This window comes from uncultured Gordonia sp., assembly GCF_937858515.1.
Lineage (GTDB): Bacteria > Actinomycetota > Actinomycetes > Mycobacteriales > Mycobacteriaceae > Gordonia.
In genome coordinates this window covers 1-12,676 of the sequence record NZ_CALLZT010000188.1, presented here as the reverse complement: position 1 = coordinate 12,676, position 12,676 = coordinate 1, and the positions used below count along the sequence as shown (strand labels likewise).

Genomic DNA, 12,676 nt, shown 5'->3' with positions numbered 1-12,676 from the left:
TGGCCGTCGTCGTCGGGCTGCGGGGATTGGTCGGGGCGGGGGGCGGCGGTGGAACGGAGCAACTCGTCCTGCTTCATGCGCACCACCGCGGCGCCGGGTGGGCGGGTCGGCCCGGCGGCGACTGCCCGGGCGTTGGGCCGGGGGTCGTTCGAGGTATTCGACGACAGCACGTCGAATGATCTCGGCGGACTTGACGTTCTCCGCAGCGGCACGCGCATCGACGCCGACTTTGATATCGGCGGGCAGTCGGACGGTCGTGCTGGGGGTCTTCCCGGCTCCGGAGTCCTTGGCTGGTCGCCCCATGCGCAGGATGGCGCCGGTGTGTTCGATGGGGCCGATGACTTCGTCGGCGCGTAGCGGGTTGGCAGCGTAGTCGGCGGCCATAGCGTCGTAGTCGGCGTCGGTGGGACGGTGTGTGGTCATTTCTTGGGTCCTCCCTGTTGTGGGCGCTGCCGTTTGGTGATTCGTCCGGGGTTGATATGTCCGTCGAGTTGGGTGGCTGCGATGGTGCTGGAGCGCAGCATCATGGCGTGGAATACGACGTATTCACCAGGCTGGGTGTCGTAGATGATCTCGATGTAGGGCTCGTTGATGTCGTATGCGCCGACGGTGACGGTGAGGTTTGCGTCAGGTCTGCGGGCGGCGACGCGTGCGCGATGCTCGGGGTATTCGATGATGGCGCGGATTTCGGTTTCGGTGATGCCGTGCGCGAGTGCACTTGGCCTGATCGTGATCCGCACCCAAATAAGTGTAGCCGCTTTATTGAAAAGTGCAAGCTACTTTCAACGAGGGTGCTGCACGCGCCAGCTGGCGCCGTCAGGTCGGACTGATCGGTGGAATACTGGCGGTCGCCGACTGAACCGGTCACCTGACCGGTGTAGGCCGGACGTCAAGCGAGGACCCCCAGCGCCTTATTCGCCGGGGGTCCTCGTCGGTGTCTACCTCACTGCGGCTCGGCCAGGTCAGGCGCGGGCCATCCCCCGCTCGAATCGGAGTTCGGTTCCAGCTCGCTGCTCGATGTCATGAAGGTCGGCGACTTCGGCGGACAGGACCGCATCCTTCATCTGTGTGAACGTCGATCCGCGGCTGAGTCCGAGGCGGTCGAGTGTGTTGCCTCCGACGAGTGCGCCGTCGGCTAACGGTATCGACCACACCATGTCGCCTTCGGCGTGGCACAGCACCGCGCAGCCACCCGGGCCAAATTGGTCAGCGATCCATTCCACCGTGTCGGATGGTTCCACGGCGATCAGGAGTCGTTCGCCGGTGATGAGCTGGGGTTGCCGTAGGCGGATGTCTTCGGGGTAGCCGTCCGCGACCGATCCCGCTACTCGCGATGCAGTCGCTTCGCGGCTGTCGCTGTCGTCGCGGAACACCGCCCACCGGATGAGGTACTCGTTGCCGTTGGGGTCGGTCATGGCGTGTTGCTCGTGCACGTGCACACCCGGGTCGTGCATGCGGCGGGTGGCTCCGGCGAATCCGAGGATCGCGTCGGTGTCACGCAGGAGTTCGGTCGCGGTCCGGCGGCCGCCTACGAGGCCGGGGATCTGAGGCGACCTGAGGGACATGGCGTAGTCGGGGCCGTAGTCGGTGTAGACCAGGTGCAGGCTCCGCCTGCCGGAGATGATCGCGCCCAGAGTGCGTGAGTCCTTCAGCCACAGGCGAGTTTCGTGTGGTGTGAATCCGAGGAACTCGTACAGCGAGAGGTCAGGGCCTTCTCCGTCGTGCCAGCGGTCGACCCAGTCATCGATGTCCTCGCGGTCGGCTCGGCCGGCGAGGCAGGCGTCGACGAACGTGGTGTGTGTTTCAGACATCGATCTTCCTCCCTCTCACTGGTTCACCGATTCTCTCACCTGTGACAACCTTGTCACCCGAACGAACTACCATCGGCAATGCGAGGTGCGAACGGACCTTGAGCAAGCTTTTATGCAAGCAACCTGCTCGAGTTCCTCGATCCGGTTACTCGTCCTCGCTCGCCTACTCGTCCTCGCTCGCCTGCTCGTCCTCGCTCGCCTGCTCGTCGTCCTCCCGGTGCCGGCGGATCGTGACCACCGAGACCGCGGCCAGCACGACGCCGATGACGGCGAATAGGGCGGCCATGATGTGGTCGCCGTTGGTGGCGGCCAGCACGGCGGCGATGAGTACGAGCACGGCGCCGATCACGCCGATGAGGTCGTTCCTGGTCATGGTGCACCTTTCGTGGTGCGTGGGTGGTTGGACCGGTTGCCCGGGCCGGGCCGGTTGGCGTTCCACTCGTCGATGGTCTCGGGGAGCCAGCCGCGGGTCTTGCCGATCAGGGCGTCGGGTTCGGGCATCTTGTAGCGGCTGATCGCCGAGCGGTCGATTCCGAGCCGCTCGGCGACCTCCGACGCCGATAGGTAGCGGCTAGGCGCCACGATGAGCCCTGGCTGCCACGATCGCCGTGCCGAGCGCCGCGGCGCCCAGCAGCGCCCATGCGAGCGGCGGCTGATCGGTGAGCGCCAGCGCCGCGGCGCCGAGGGCGAACACGGTCACGCTGGTGATGTCAGATCTGGTCATGACGGTGGACCTTCCGAGTTGGGGTCTAGTCTGGGCGGGAGGCCCCCGGTTGGTATCAGCTACCGGGGTCCTCCCTTGTCGGACTACTTGCGCTTCTTGCGTTTCCGCTTCCGGCGCTTGCGGTCCTCCGAGATTCTTCGGAAGAACTCTGCCCATCCCAGTGAGATGGTGAGCAGTCCGATGATCTCGGTCCAACTCGGTGGGTCCATGCGCACCTCCTTTCTGACTCCATTCTATCAATCTGATTGACAGTATGCAACCGGGTGATGCACAGGCGGACAAGAACTACCCCTCGTCCGAGGACTGCGCCTGAGACTGGCCCCATTGCGGACTGATGCCTCCGGCGGGCCGGAACAGCTTGGTCGCCTCGGGATCGGATCGGCGCATGATCTCGTCGAGGATCTGCCGGTTCGTCGCACTCTCCAGCAGGTGCGGGACGCCGGCGGATGAGGCCTCGTCGGCGGTGACGTACTCGGTCTGCACGAGTGCATCGACCGGATTCATCTCGTACACGCGAGCCCGGATTAGTCGGTCAGCGTTGGCTGATCCCCTCTGGCGCTCGATGCAACGACCGAGTTGAGCTCGTATGAGGGTCGCGTCCTCTTCTCGTTCCGACGCTTGCGGACTGTGACAACGACGCGAGCGGTCACGTTGTGGCCTGTCAGGTCTCGTACCTCGTTGATCAGGTCGCCGGAAACGGCGCCGGCGATTTCTCGTTCGTCGGGTTGGCCCTTGTTGATGATGAGGTAGAAGACGCGTCGCGTCGCGCGGAAGCCGTCGAGGTAGCCGTGCACGGTCTCGGTTCTCGCCGACATCTCGGGAGTGGCGAGGTAGTCGTCAATTTCGGTGGCCGTCGCCTTTGTCAGCACGGATCGCCGGACGTTGTTGCCCTCACCGGGGACTGATAGTTCCAGCGCTATGCCGTCGGGCACGACTGCTGCAGCCTTGCTGATGGCTTGTACTGCCTGGCGGATCAGTGGGTGCGCACCGAAGATGCCTTGGAGTGAGTCGTGGTCGGTGGCTTCGCGTGGCAGTGTGTCGACGAGTTCACGCAATGCCGGTGCGGCGGCAGTGCTCACCTGGAATCCGGGGAGCATTGACGGTTCCGCCGGGACCCGGAATACGATCATGTTCCCGACCACTGTCGGCTGTGGTAGAGGTGCCATGGCGCGGTCGACGGAGGTGATATCCGAGAGCACCCGTGCTGGTTTGCGTTGCCACTTGGCAATGCCGGCGGCGGCCTGGTGGACGGCGCGTTGCAATGTGCCGGAGGTGTAGCTGTCGATGCCGTTGATGTTGCCGCGAAGGTGGACACTCAGGGTGTCAGCGAACCCGAGGTCTTCGCCGGTCATCTGTTTCCAGCCGGCCACGATCGTGGATCGTTCGTATGCCTGGATGAGTTCGCGGTCCTCGGGCGTGAGGTCGGGGTCATCGATGGGGTTCGTGAGTAGTTCGTCGCGGAGCTGGGCCAGGTGGTGGTAGCGGTCAGGGTCGACGCTCATAGGTGCACCTCCACGAATCCGACTGCGCGGCCCAGGTTGGGTATGTGACCGAGCCTCTCGTATTCGAAGGGGAGCTTCTCGGGCCGAATCTGGTCAGTATGGACCAGACCACTGACAGGGTGGAGGTCTTCGACCCCGATCAGCCGCGGGTGGCCGACGATCACTGACCGCAAGGACAGGACGCGGTCGAATCGGGCCTTCTTGAGGTTGCGGAGGAAGTCGGCGACTGTGCGGCAGATGTAGACGACCTCGACGTGTTCGGGTGGGGTCATCGATCTGCTGATGAAGTCGCCCCCGATCCAGGTCCTTGCCGGACCGAACTCCGCGGTGAGCATGTCCAGGTGCATGGCCAGCGCTCGGTAGATGCGGTCGCGGGCCTGTCTGTTCGGGGCGCCGTCGACGAACGAGTCGTAGACATCTGCGAGTTGCACGACGGTCGGTAGCGGGGTGGCCGGCAGATATCCGTCGTCATCGACAGTCAGGATGGTCACTCGTTCTCGCTCCCCTGCTCGTCGTCCTCGCCGGTGACTTTTTCCTGCTGCTGGCCGTCCTGGGACTGTTGTTGGCCTTGGTCGGTGCGAGTGGCGACAAGCTGTCGCCGAAGCTCCTTGACACGAACAGCATCGCGTTCCTGGAGAACCTCGTGATACTTGCGTTTCATCTGCATGATCAAGGTTCGGCTACCGATCATGGCGGCAGCAGCTCGGTCGGCGAGGTCTGATGCGACATCGATATTGTCGGCGGCCTCAAGCGGCAACCCCGTGGGCATGTCCGAACGCACACGGTCGAGGCGCACTGCCAGCTCAATGATCGGGTCGAACTGCATCATGCCGCTGCCCAGGAACACGATCGGCCCGGTGAGCGGTTCCTTGTCGCGCCCGAGGCTCCATGTCTCGGCCTCGGTCGCGACCTGCTGACGTTGCTGCGGACTGAGCGAGGCCATCACTTCCGCACCGACAGCAGCAGCACGAGCGGCATTGGTCGCTTCCTCGATCGTCATACCGCCGAGCTGTGGGTGGCGGGCCGCGCTGACGGTCGGTTCGCCGCCGGCGAGGATGTCGTCGATACTCCCGGGCTCCCACCGGAGTGCACGTTCGACCTGGCCATACGCCTTGGCACCGAGCTTGCGATTGCCGTTCTCAAGGTCGGTAAGAACCCGGTACGTCAGGTCGATGTTGTCTTCGAATGCCTCGCGTGTCGCCCATCCGAGGCGCTTCCGCTGAGCAACCACGGCACGCCCAAGACGCACCAAACCTTCCGATTTCATGCCGTTACCTTGCCTGAAACGAGGAGAAACATCCATCTCGCCGCGTTCCGGTTTTGGGCCTAATTCCCGGGAACACAAACGCGTAATCACATCGCTGGAAGACCGACCTACCAGGCACTATGCATGAAATAGGCACCGTTTCCGGTTTCTAGGTTGGCATGTTCCGAATCGTTTCCTACTCTCTAGGCATGACTTCGGAACCAAATCGGCACGACGATCCGGTGCGGGTTGGAGCGACGATCCGAGCGCTTCGCGAGAAGGACGGCTGGGCCCTCGGAAAGTTCGCTGTCGCCGTGGGCACCACGCACCCTCACATGTCGAATATCGAGGCTGGCCGGAAGCGGTGCACTCCCACCATGGCCCGCCGCATCGCTGACACGTTAGGCGTCCCTCTCGCTGCCATCACCACCTCCCTCGCCGTCGAAGAGATCGCAGGGTGACCGGCGTGAGTATCGAACTCGTAGTCGGCGTCATTGCGTTGGTGATCGCGTTGGTGGCATTCAAGACGATTATCGCCGCGGGAAACCCTGCATCGTCACCTCGTTCGCCGTATCGCGACGCTGAGGCTTCCACTTCCCCTGGGCGAACCAGCGCAGGGCAAGACCGTTCTCGGGAGTCCGGTCTGGACCCCACCGCAGCCAGCACTGGTACGTCCAGTTCCGAAAACGCCCCGTCCAACGGTGCCACCGGAAGTACTCCCCGCCCGCGGTTCGGCCCCGCAAACGGCTACACCAGCATCCGCATTTCTCGGGAAGAAGGCGGATTCTGATGGCGCCGGACCTCACCGAGTTGCCTTCCGGGAGTATCCAGGTGGCCAGGAAGTACAAGTCGCGGGCTTCGTCGTCGGTGTACCGGACTTCACCGCTTAGCGGTTCGTCGGTGTTGTCCAGGCGAGGGAGCTTTTCCCACAGTCGTTCCCGGACCTTGCCGGTGTTGTCGGCAATGTGTCCGGTGACGTCGGCGAATTGCCCTGGCCCGGACACGCTGACCGAGTACCCGAATCTGCGGGTGACCTCGCCATCGGCGAAGTGCTGCCCGCGTGGCCAGCATCCGACATCCAGTGACCGGCCTCGTGATTCGCGGGCTGTGCGCAACTGCTGCCAGGCGATGAAGAGTGTCGCTGAGGCGACTACCAGCGCGGTCAGTGCGATGGCGAGCGCAGCGTCCATCCAAGAACTCCCTACGTTGTGCGGGCTGGATACCCGTCATGTGGTCGGCGGGGTGTCTCCCTTCCTCGCCGGCAGTCACAGCGTAGGGGCCGGGTCCGACAGTCCCCGCCTTCTCCTGCGGGGCTGTCGGGCCGTCATGGCGACGAGGTCGCCGAATACGAAGTTGCCCGCCTCGACGGTGCGCGTCGGGTGGGCCAGAAACCAAGTAAGGAGCAAGGTTTCGTGACCAACCATACCGATTACTTCAGGCCGGATGCACTCCCGATCCATTACCGCGACGATGTCGCTGAGGTGTGTTCGCAGTCCGGCCATGGCCTCATGGCCGCGGGGTGTCCTCGGGGATGCTCGGGAGCCCTCATCCACTACTCCAACGACGGGCATCGTGACTGCGAAGACACGTCGGGGCTGTCGGGCCGTCCGCGCGGCGCGAAGGCGGTGTCGTCGTGACGGCCATCGATCTCGTCGGCACCGTGCCTCCGACCGCGGGTGCGCGTCTGGAGGTGCTTCGCGTTGACCGGACGTTCATCGAGGTGCATTCGTCGCCGGGGCGTGGGTCGGTGTCCGCGCAGATCGTGTTGACGGCCGATCAGGTGGCCGAGCTGATCGTCGCGCTCGGTGGGGTTGTGCCGAAGGTGGGTGCGTGATGACCGAGTTCCATATGACCAGCGACCTGACCCGATCCGATCAGCTTGATCTGTTGATCGAGTCGCAGCTACTGGTCGCCCGAATTCTGTTGGTGGTCAATCTCAAAAGCAATCGGGAAGCTGTGACTCAGGTTCAGGATGACCTGGCGTCCATCAGTGGTCGGTACCTCGAACAGCTTCGTCGACGTGGGCAGGTGCAGCCCGTCCATGACGGCGAGGATGGACTCGGCGACGTCGTGGGTGATCGGGTATCGGACACCGGTGTAGACGACGGCCGAGATCTGTCGGGTCGGGTCGACGGCATCGTTCATGAAGAGACTCCTTACGTTGCACGGGTTGGCGCCCGTTATGTGGCCGACGCGATCCACTCCTTGTCGCGTCGGTGGTTGCAGCGTAAGGGCCGGGTCCGACAGTCCCCGTCTGCTGATGCGGGGCTGTCGGACCGTCGGGGGCGGGCGGCAGTTGGTGCCGCTGCCCTGTTGGTGGCCGCCGGGGTGCTGGTCGTGCCTGCGCCGGCCTCGGATGCGGCTGCGGTGTATCGGCAGATCGCTTGTGCCCCTGGTGGCGAGGTCGTGTCGCAGAACTTCGGCTCGCCGACCGGTGGTGCGTCCCGGATCGACGGACCTCTCGGCGGTACCGGTTGGCAGTGTCGCACGTACACAACATCTTTCACCGGTTACATGCGGTTGGCGTCTCGCCGGGTGGGTGTGCCGCTCAAGTGTGAGGTGTGGCGCGGCGATCTGCGGATGGTGTGGGACGAGCGGCCGACGGCGGTCGGTTGCTACGTCCTCCCGTCGCAAGGGAGTCGGTCGTGATGCCGCGGGACGAGGTCGACGAGCGCTTGGCTGGGGATCTGGAGTTGGTGTCGCATTGCCATCGCACCGATGGCGCCGAGCTCGTCGTCGTGCGCCGCGAGCAAGCCACCCAGCTCACCGTCATCAACACCGCCGGTGTGTGGGCGCCGTTCGTCCTCGACGACGACCAGCGCCGGCAGTTAATCGGCGCGCTCGGTGGGGTGCCGGCCGAAGAAGAGACGTCGGTCGTCGGGGATGACGCGTGTCTCCCCGGCGACCTGACTCGCCGCGAGGTGTCGCGGTGATCGCCGAGGTGAAGGTTCGGTGGCCGGAAGGCGTGGCCGTGGTCAAGGCCTCGGGTCAGCGGATTCCGGCGCAGTTGCGGTTCACCGGAACAGATGCCGACGGCATGCAGCAGTTCGAGATCGCGGATGTGTCTGTGGTGCCTGGTGATCAGGTCCATGTGGCGGTGTTGCCGCCGAAAACATCGATCGTGTTCGGGCCCGTCGATTCTCGGCGGCCCGAAGAAATTGACTGAGGAAAGGACAGTGGTTGTGCCTGGTGTGTTTATCGCGTTCATCGTGTTGACGGTGCTCGCTGTGTTGGTGTCGTTGGTGGTGTTCGCCGCCTCACCTGCCGTTGCAAGTCCGTGGCGTGTGAAATGTGCTGCGTTGGTGTCGGTGTGGCTGGTTCCGTTGGTGGTGTTGGGGTGGGCGTCGTCGACGATTGTGTCGCCTCGGAATGTGGGTGTGACGACTCAGTTCGGTAAGCCGACTGGGGCGTTGTCGAATGGGTTTCACTGGAAGTCGCCGCTGGCGCGGGTGCGTGAGATGGATGGTGCGATTCAGACCGATTCGATCACCGTGAAGGATTCGTCGGGTGCTCGGGTGCGGTTGGGGAACAACTCGATGGCTGTGGTGGAGAACTCGGTGCAGTGGCGGATTCGTCAGGCCGCGGCGACCAAGCTGTATCTGGACTATCGGTCGTTCGAGAAGACCCGGGATCATCTGGTGCTCAAGCAGTTCCAGTCCGCTCTGAATGATGTGCTCGCCGAGTACAACCCGCTGGCTGGTTTGCGCGATGGGCTGAATGCGTCGCAGAACGACGACCTGGCTCGTCGGGTGTCCGAGGTGCTGCGGGACCGGATCGGTGGGCAGATCGAGGTGGTGCGCGTGTTGTTGCCGCTGATCCGGTTCGACGAGGACACCCAGAACAAGGTGAATGCGTTCAATTCCGAGGTCGCGAACACGCGTATCGCTGAGCAGCGCAAGCTGACCGCGGAGAAGGAAGCCGAAGCGAACCGTGTGCTGTCGGCGTCGGTGAGCAATGACCCGAACGTCCTGGTGTCCAAGTGCCTGGACATCGTGAAGGCGCGAGGTGGGTCTCCGGCCGGGTGTTGGCCCGGCACTGGCGTGATCGCCGGAATCAAGTAGGTCTCGGGCTCGAATCCCGGAAATGAGATGGCCGCCCGGTGCTGGCACACCGGACGGCCCGTGAAACTGAAAGGTCAACAGTTCCAATGAGTGACGATAGCAATCGAAGGCCGCCGATACGGCTGCGTACGTCGACGGGGCGCGTCGTCGACGAGATCCTGGAGTACCAGGCCGACTCCCCCACGCTGATGGCGCAGGTGCGGTACCGGGTCGGCAGTGCCAAGTTCGGGTTCGACGAAGACCTCTGGTTCGGCGTCGACGAGTTGATGGTGGTCGCGTGAACGGGCCGCGGCACTACCGCGAGGCCGAGGATCTGGTGCGCCGTTCCGGCGGTATCGGTGATCCGGAGATGGCGAAGATGTTTGTCGCGCAGGCGCAGGTGCATGCGATGCTCGCGCTCGCCGCCGCGTGTGGTGGGTCGATCGCGTCGTCGTGGCCGGTGCCGGGCGACGTGTTGCCGGGGAGCGAGCCTCGTTCGGCGGCCAGCGAGTTCCTTCTCGACGCCGGTGCGGCGTGGCGGGAGGTGTTGTGATGGCCGACGCGCAGTGGATGAGTGTGCGTGAGTGCGCCCGCTACATGGGTTGGGAGGGCGAGGGCACCGGTACCGGGCCGCATCCGCAGACCGTGTCGAGGTGGTGTGCGGCGCGCGTGTTGCGTGCCACGCAGGTGACGGTGCCGCGGGGCACGTATCGGATCGCTCGGGTGGATGCGGATGCGTTCATGCGCGCCCATCGCACGTCGCCGGATCGGAGGCCGGCGTGAGCGAGGTCGTCAGTTTCGTTGCGGGGATGGTTGTCGCGGTGCTCGTGTGGAAGTTCGTTGTGTGGCCCGCGATCCGGATGCTGCTGCGGTGGTGGCGGGATCGGCGGCCGGTGGTGGAGCCTCCCGGTCTGGTGTGGCCGGAGGGTGTTGCGGTGCGGCGTGCTTCGGGTGAGGTGGTGCCGGCGTCGTTGCGGTATGTCGGTCAGCGTGGCCGGTGTGGGTGTGGTGCTCCGATCCAGGTGTTCGAGGTGGTGGATGTGGTTGCGCGGCCGGGGGACGCGATCCTCGCCAAGGGCCCTGAGCACACCGGCTTGGACATCAATTTCGCCGAGGATGGTCGGTCATGAGCGTCGACGACTGGGATGGTTTGCCGCCGATCGCCGAGCGGCTCAACGAGTTTGAGCATCTGCTCGCCGGTGGGGTGTGGGCGGCCGCCGCGGCCACTCGAATCCCGGGCCTGCCCGACGATGTCGCCGCCGTTCGTGCCATCTATCACCGGATGAAACGGCCTCTGCCCCAGAAGCTTCAGCCTCTCAATTCGAATCAGGTTCTCCAGAGAAGGAAGTCTGCGTGATGATCACCCTGTTGGACGTTCTCATTCTCGTCGCGATCGGCGTGTTGATCGTGGCCGGGGTGTTCGGTCTCATTCTGTGCGCGTGCACGGGTGTGGTCGACCCGGACCGGGTGGGCCCCGACGACGAGATCCCGTATTACGTGATCCGCCGCGGCCGGTTCCGTGATCTGCCTCCGGCTCGCCCGTCGACCCCGCTCGATGTGCTCGGCGGTCGCGAGGACCGGCGGTGAGGCCGGTGGTCGTGGTGCGGCTGTTGATCGCCGCCGCCACGCTTGTGGTACTCGTCGGTGCCGGGATCGTGTGGGCCGGCGGTGCGCATGCCGCCGGCCGGGCGACTCCGCATCAGTATCGGCCGGTGCAGGTGCCGGTGCGCACGGCGTGGCCCGCTCGGATCGAGGTTCCCCCGCGCAGCATCGTGTGCGGGTTCCGGCTCATCGAGGGCGGGGGCCGGTCATGAGCACCGCATTCCTCGCTCTCACCGCCGATCAGCAGAGCGTCGTCGCTGAGCGGTTGGGTCGCACGTTGATCGGGCTCATCGCGCAGGCGGAGAAGGCGGATGCGTCGTGGTTGATCGGCCGCGACGCCGGCCGCCGGGCGGTGTCGATCAGCATCGACCAGGTCCGTCAGGGGGCTTTGCAGTGCAACCAGATCGATACCGAGGTCACCGCGATCGCGCCTGGTGATGTCGATGCGATCGTGCGCACCCTCGTCGATGACTGCGACAGCGTCGCTGATCGCATCGCCCGCGAGGAGTGGTCATGAGCGTCGTCGATCTGCTGCGGGGCGTGCTGTGAAGGGCGGGCAGGCCTCGCTCGTGCGGGCGCTCGGCGAGGTGCCGGAGTTGCCGGGGGCGTTGTGCCGGGGCCGGGGATCGTTGTTCGACGGTGCCCGGCCGCGTGAGCGGGCAGCGGATCTCGCTTATCGGCATGCGGCGGCCGTCGGGTTGTGTCGGCGGTGCCCCGAGTTGGGGGCGTGCCGGGCGTGGGTGGAGTCGGCGCCGAAGATCACTCGGGCGTGGTTGCTGACGAATGTGGTGGCCGGGCAGGTGCCGGAGAGCGCCAGTGATCCGACCTCGCCCAGCCGGGTGAAGACAAAGTGTTCGAAGGGGCATGTGTATGACGCGGCGAACACCTATGTCGATCCGAGTGGGCGTCGTCGGTGCCGCAAGTGCGGGTGCAAGAAATGACTGATCCGTTGGTGACGCTGATCGACGAGTCCGGGGTGCTCGACCCCGAATACCTTTCCCACCGTGCTGCGTTGGAGCGTGCGTGTGAGTCGTTGTGGCATGACCGGCCGTGGGTGATTGTCGATGCCGCCGGGAAGGTGATCGCCCGGCCCCTCGGTGGTCGGCCGATTGTCACGGTCACGGTGGTCGGGGGTGTGCTGTGACGGCCCGTCGAGGTCCCGGTTCGGGGCCTCGGCGGTGCCCGCGGTGTGATGCGCCGATCGTGTGGCGGCTGAATACGGCCTCGGGCAAGCCGTTTCGGCTCGATCAGTCGCCGGATGATTCCGGGGATGTGATCGTGCACCGGAATCATCCGCCGGCGGGTGAGTTGCTGCGGGCGACGAGACTCGCCGGCCACGAACTCGTGGCCGCCAAAGCTGATGGCGAGTTGTTGTTCACCCGTCATTCCAAGACCTGTTCGGCACTCAAAGAGCCGAACCCGAAACCTGAAGGCGTCCAGATCGAATGGCCGAATGGTCGTGGCCCTGTCCGCCGCTCCCCTTTTCCTCGCTGACCACCATCCCCGAATTCGAGAGGTATGGAGTATGTCTTCCTCTGTTGTTGGAACCCTGACCGCGGCACCGGCGTTCGCCGAGTTCCGCCTGGTGCCGGTCGTAGACCTCGACCCGCACCCGCACAATCCGCGTCGCCACCTCGGTGAGCTGACCGAGTTGGCGGCCTCGATCGCCCGGCAGGGTGTGCTCGACGAGCTGGTCATCGACGAGTCCGGGGTGCTCGACCCCGAATACCTTTCCCACCGTGCTGCGTTGG

29 protein-coding genes and 1 pseudogene are annotated in these 12,676 nt (G+C 64.9%); 16 read left to right on the top strand and 14 right to left on the bottom strand.

All coding sequences use genetic code 11. The features are described 5' to 3' along the window. Positions 1–198: 198 nt before the first annotated feature. The 11 genes and pseudogenes from Q0627_RS22555 to Q0627_RS18140 all read right to left on the bottom strand — a co-directional run. Positions 199–303: pseudogene (locus tag Q0627_RS22555) on the bottom strand (hypothetical protein); the annotation flags it as partial. A 116-nt stretch (positions 304–419) separates the two neighbouring features. Next, positions 420–740, bottom strand: coding sequence for a hypothetical protein (locus tag Q0627_RS18185; protein WP_291020177.1), 321 nt, complete (start codon positions 738–740; stop codon positions 420–422). A 222-nt stretch (positions 741–962) separates the two neighbouring features. After that, complete coding sequence (locus Q0627_RS18180; protein WP_291020256.1) at positions 963–1,811, bottom strand: hypothetical protein; 849 nt, start codon at positions 1,809–1,811, stop codon at positions 963–965. Positions 1,812–1,974: 163 nt separating this feature from the next. Continuing rightward, entirely contained in the window at positions 1,975–2,184 is a 210-nt protein-coding gene (locus Q0627_RS18175) for a hypothetical protein (protein ID WP_291020253.1), read from the bottom strand. After that, the gene (locus tag Q0627_RS18170; protein ID WP_324383781.1) at positions 2,181–2,393 is read right to left on the bottom strand and encodes an XRE family transcriptional regulator; all 213 of its coding nucleotides are present in this window, start codon (positions 2,391–2,393) and stop codon (positions 2,181–2,183) included. Before Q0627_RS18170 ends, Q0627_RS18175 begins: the two co-directional genes overlap by 4 nt. Next, a complete protein-coding gene (locus tag Q0627_RS18165) occupies positions 2,383–2,535 on the bottom strand; it encodes a hypothetical protein (protein WP_291020249.1) in 153 nt (50 codons plus the stop codon). Before Q0627_RS18165 ends, Q0627_RS18170 begins: the two co-directional genes overlap by 11 nt. Before the next feature lie 83 nt (positions 2,536–2,618). Further along, positions 2,619–2,744 (bottom strand): hypothetical protein, encoded by a 126-nt coding sequence (locus Q0627_RS18160; RefSeq protein ID WP_291020246.1) that lies wholly within the window; start codon positions 2,742–2,744, stop codon positions 2,619–2,621. Between the two features lie 76 nt (positions 2,745–2,820). Next, on the bottom strand, positions 2,821–3,039 hold the full coding sequence (locus Q0627_RS18155) for a hypothetical protein (RefSeq protein ID WP_291020244.1): 219 nt from the start codon (positions 3,037–3,039) through the stop codon (positions 2,821–2,823). Between the two features lie 20 nt (positions 3,040–3,059). Continuing rightward, positions 3,060–4,037, bottom strand: a complete 978-nt coding sequence (locus tag Q0627_RS18150) for a hypothetical protein (RefSeq protein WP_291020242.1) — start codon at positions 4,035–4,037, stop codon at positions 3,060–3,062. Next, positions 4,034–4,528: a DUF6932 family protein gene (locus Q0627_RS18145; RefSeq protein WP_291020239.1), complete on the bottom strand. Its 495-nt coding sequence runs from the start codon at positions 4,526–4,528 to the stop codon at positions 4,034–4,036. The genes Q0627_RS18150 and Q0627_RS18145 overlap by 4 nt, the downstream gene beginning before the upstream one ends. Then, complete coding sequence (locus tag Q0627_RS18140) at positions 4,525–5,340, bottom strand: hypothetical protein (protein WP_291020236.1); 816 nt, start codon at positions 5,338–5,340, stop codon at positions 4,525–4,527. The genes Q0627_RS18145 and Q0627_RS18140 overlap by 4 nt, the downstream gene beginning before the upstream one ends. A gap of 122 nt (positions 5,341–5,462) precedes the next feature. Here Q0627_RS18140 and Q0627_RS18135 point away from each other — a divergent pair, with 122 nt between their 5' ends. Then, on the top strand, positions 5,463–5,744 hold the full coding sequence (locus tag Q0627_RS18135; protein WP_333716401.1) for a helix-turn-helix transcriptional regulator: 282 nt from the start codon (positions 5,463–5,465) through the stop codon (positions 5,742–5,744). 69 nt (positions 5,745–5,813) lie between these two features. On the opposite strand, the gene Q0627_RS18130 is transcribed toward Q0627_RS18135, so the two are convergent. Beyond that, complete coding sequence (locus tag Q0627_RS18130; protein WP_291020231.1) at positions 5,814–6,473, bottom strand: hypothetical protein; 660 nt, start codon at positions 6,471–6,473, stop codon at positions 5,814–5,816. Positions 6,474–6,695: 222 nt separating this feature from the next. On the opposite strand from Q0627_RS18130, the gene Q0627_RS18125 reads away from it, so the two are divergent. Then, complete coding sequence (locus Q0627_RS18125; protein ID WP_291020228.1) at positions 6,696–6,920, top strand: hypothetical protein; 225 nt, start codon at positions 6,696–6,698, stop codon at positions 6,918–6,920. Further along, positions 6,917–7,117: a hypothetical protein gene (locus Q0627_RS18120; protein ID WP_291020226.1), complete on the top strand. Its 201-nt coding sequence runs from the start codon at positions 6,917–6,919 to the stop codon at positions 7,115–7,117. The genes Q0627_RS18125 and Q0627_RS18120 overlap by 4 nt, the downstream gene beginning before the upstream one ends. Positions 7,118–7,185: 68 nt before the next feature. Here Q0627_RS18120 and Q0627_RS18115 read toward each other — a convergent pair whose 3' ends face one another. Then, positions 7,186–7,428, bottom strand: coding sequence for a hypothetical protein (locus Q0627_RS18115; RefSeq protein ID WP_291020224.1), 243 nt, complete (start codon positions 7,426–7,428; stop codon positions 7,186–7,188). 503 nt (positions 7,429–7,931) lie between these two features. Here Q0627_RS18115 and Q0627_RS18110 point away from each other — a divergent pair. From Q0627_RS18110 to Q0627_RS18060, 11 genes are all read left to right on the top strand, one after another. Further along, complete coding sequence (locus Q0627_RS18110; RefSeq protein WP_291020222.1) at positions 7,932–8,216, top strand: hypothetical protein; 285 nt, start codon at positions 7,932–7,934, stop codon at positions 8,214–8,216. After that, entirely contained in the window at positions 8,213–8,449 is a 237-nt protein-coding gene (locus Q0627_RS18105; RefSeq protein WP_291020221.1) for a hypothetical protein, read from the top strand. The genes Q0627_RS18110 and Q0627_RS18105 overlap by 4 nt, the downstream gene beginning before the upstream one ends. A gap of 16 nt (positions 8,450–8,465) precedes the next feature. Beyond that, positions 8,466–9,344 (top strand): SPFH domain-containing protein, encoded by an 879-nt coding sequence (locus tag Q0627_RS18100; protein WP_291020218.1) that lies wholly within the window; start codon positions 8,466–8,468, stop codon positions 9,342–9,344. An 86-nt stretch (positions 9,345–9,430) separates the two neighbouring features. Then, positions 9,431–9,625 carry a hypothetical protein gene (locus Q0627_RS18095; RefSeq protein ID WP_291020215.1) on the top strand — a complete coding sequence of 65 codons (195 nt, stop codon included), beginning with the start codon at positions 9,431–9,433 and terminating at the stop codon, positions 9,623–9,625. Then, entirely contained in the window at positions 9,622–9,876 is a 255-nt protein-coding gene (locus tag Q0627_RS18090; RefSeq protein ID WP_291020212.1) for a hypothetical protein, read from the top strand. The genes Q0627_RS18095 and Q0627_RS18090 overlap by 4 nt, the downstream gene beginning before the upstream one ends. Then, positions 9,876–10,106, top strand: a complete 231-nt coding sequence (locus tag Q0627_RS18085; protein WP_291020209.1) for a hypothetical protein — start codon at positions 9,876–9,878, stop codon at positions 10,104–10,106. Before Q0627_RS18090 ends, Q0627_RS18085 begins: the two co-directional genes overlap by 1 nt. Further along, entirely contained in the window at positions 10,103–10,453 is a 351-nt protein-coding gene (locus Q0627_RS18080) for a hypothetical protein (protein ID WP_291020206.1), read from the top strand. The genes Q0627_RS18085 and Q0627_RS18080 overlap by 4 nt, the downstream gene beginning before the upstream one ends. Beyond that, on the top strand, positions 10,450–10,680 hold the full coding sequence (locus tag Q0627_RS18075) for a hypothetical protein (RefSeq protein WP_291020204.1): 231 nt from the start codon (positions 10,450–10,452) through the stop codon (positions 10,678–10,680). The genes Q0627_RS18080 and Q0627_RS18075 overlap by 4 nt, the downstream gene beginning before the upstream one ends. Continuing rightward, on the top strand, positions 10,680–10,910 hold the full coding sequence (locus tag Q0627_RS18070) for a hypothetical protein (protein ID WP_291020201.1): 231 nt from the start codon (positions 10,680–10,682) through the stop codon (positions 10,908–10,910). Before Q0627_RS18075 ends, Q0627_RS18070 begins: the two co-directional genes overlap by 1 nt. Beyond that, positions 10,907–11,137, top strand: a complete 231-nt coding sequence (locus tag Q0627_RS18065; protein ID WP_291020198.1) for a hypothetical protein — start codon at positions 10,907–10,909, stop codon at positions 11,135–11,137. The genes Q0627_RS18070 and Q0627_RS18065 overlap by 4 nt, the downstream gene beginning before the upstream one ends. Further along, entirely contained in the window at positions 11,134–11,442 is a 309-nt protein-coding gene (locus Q0627_RS18060; RefSeq protein ID WP_291020195.1) for a hypothetical protein, read from the top strand. Before Q0627_RS18065 ends, Q0627_RS18060 begins: the two co-directional genes overlap by 4 nt. Before the next feature lie 156 nt (positions 11,443–11,598). On the opposite strand, the gene Q0627_RS18055 is transcribed toward Q0627_RS18060, so the two are convergent. Then, positions 11,599–11,811, bottom strand: coding sequence for a hypothetical protein (locus Q0627_RS18055; RefSeq protein ID WP_291020192.1), 213 nt, complete (start codon positions 11,809–11,811; stop codon positions 11,599–11,601). 51 nt (positions 11,812–11,862) lie between these two features. On the opposite strand from Q0627_RS18055, the gene Q0627_RS18050 reads away from it, so the two are divergent. Then, a complete protein-coding gene (locus Q0627_RS18050) occupies positions 11,863–12,069 on the top strand; it encodes a hypothetical protein (RefSeq protein ID WP_298811796.1) in 207 nt (68 codons plus the stop codon). A gap of 381 nt (positions 12,070–12,450) precedes the next feature. Continuing rightward, positions 12,451–12,676: ParB N-terminal domain-containing protein (locus Q0627_RS18045; protein WP_298811794.1), on the top strand; the 226-nt coding region annotated here is incomplete at its 3' end.

Excerpts from the sequence above, each read along its gene's own strand:
- Q0627_RS18160 (WP_291020246.1), bottom strand. The coding sequence starts at position 2,744 with ATGGACCCACCGAGTTGGACCGAGATCATCGGACTGCTCACCATCTCA.
- Q0627_RS18135 (WP_333716401.1), top strand. The coding sequence starts at position 5,463 with ATGTTCCGAATCGTTTCCTACTCTCTAGGCATGACTTCGGAACCAAAT.
- Q0627_RS18155 (WP_291020244.1), bottom strand. The coding sequence starts at position 3,039 with ATGAATCCGGTCGATGCACTCGTGCAGACCGAGTACGTCACCGCCGAC.
- Q0627_RS18180 (WP_291020256.1), bottom strand. The coding sequence starts at position 1,811 with ATGTCTGAAACACACACCACGTTCGTCGACGCCTGCCTCGCCGGCCGA.
- Q0627_RS18095 (WP_291020215.1), top strand. The coding sequence starts at position 9,431 with ATGAGTGACGATAGCAATCGAAGGCCGCCGATACGGCTGCGTACGTCG.
- Q0627_RS18050 (WP_298811796.1), top strand. The coding sequence starts at position 11,863 with ATGACTGATCCGTTGGTGACGCTGATCGACGAGTCCGGGGTGCTCGAC.
- Q0627_RS18070 (WP_291020201.1), top strand. The coding sequence starts at position 10,680 with ATGATCACCCTGTTGGACGTTCTCATTCTCGTCGCGATCGGCGTGTTG.
- Q0627_RS18175 (WP_291020253.1), bottom strand. The coding sequence starts at position 2,184 with ATGACCAGGAACGACCTCATCGGCGTGATCGGCGCCGTGCTCGTACTC.
- Q0627_RS18075 (WP_291020204.1), top strand. The coding sequence starts at position 10,450 with ATGAGCGTCGACGACTGGGATGGTTTGCCGCCGATCGCCGAGCGGCTC.
- Q0627_RS18140 (WP_291020236.1), bottom strand. The coding sequence starts at position 5,340 with ATGGATGTTTCTCCTCGTTTCAGGCAAGGTAACGGCATGAAATCGGAA.
- Q0627_RS18150 (WP_291020242.1), bottom strand. The coding sequence starts at position 4,037 with ATGAGCGTCGACCCTGACCGCTACCACCACCTGGCCCAGCTCCGCGAC.
- Q0627_RS18060 (WP_291020195.1), top strand. The coding sequence starts at position 11,134 with ATGAGCACCGCATTCCTCGCTCTCACCGCCGATCAGCAGAGCGTCGTC.
- Q0627_RS18110 (WP_291020222.1), top strand. The coding sequence starts at position 7,932 with ATGCCGCGGGACGAGGTCGACGAGCGCTTGGCTGGGGATCTGGAGTTG.
- Q0627_RS18115 (WP_291020224.1), bottom strand. The coding sequence starts at position 7,428 with ATGAACGATGCCGTCGACCCGACCCGACAGATCTCGGCCGTCGTCTAC.
- Q0627_RS18165 (WP_291020249.1), bottom strand. The coding sequence starts at position 2,535 with ATGACCAGATCTGACATCACCAGCGTGACCGTGTTCGCCCTCGGCGCC.
- Q0627_RS18130 (WP_291020231.1), bottom strand. The coding sequence starts at position 6,473 with ATGGACGCTGCGCTCGCCATCGCACTGACCGCGCTGGTAGTCGCCTCA.
- Q0627_RS18085 (WP_291020209.1), top strand. The coding sequence starts at position 9,876 with ATGGCCGACGCGCAGTGGATGAGTGTGCGTGAGTGCGCCCGCTACATG.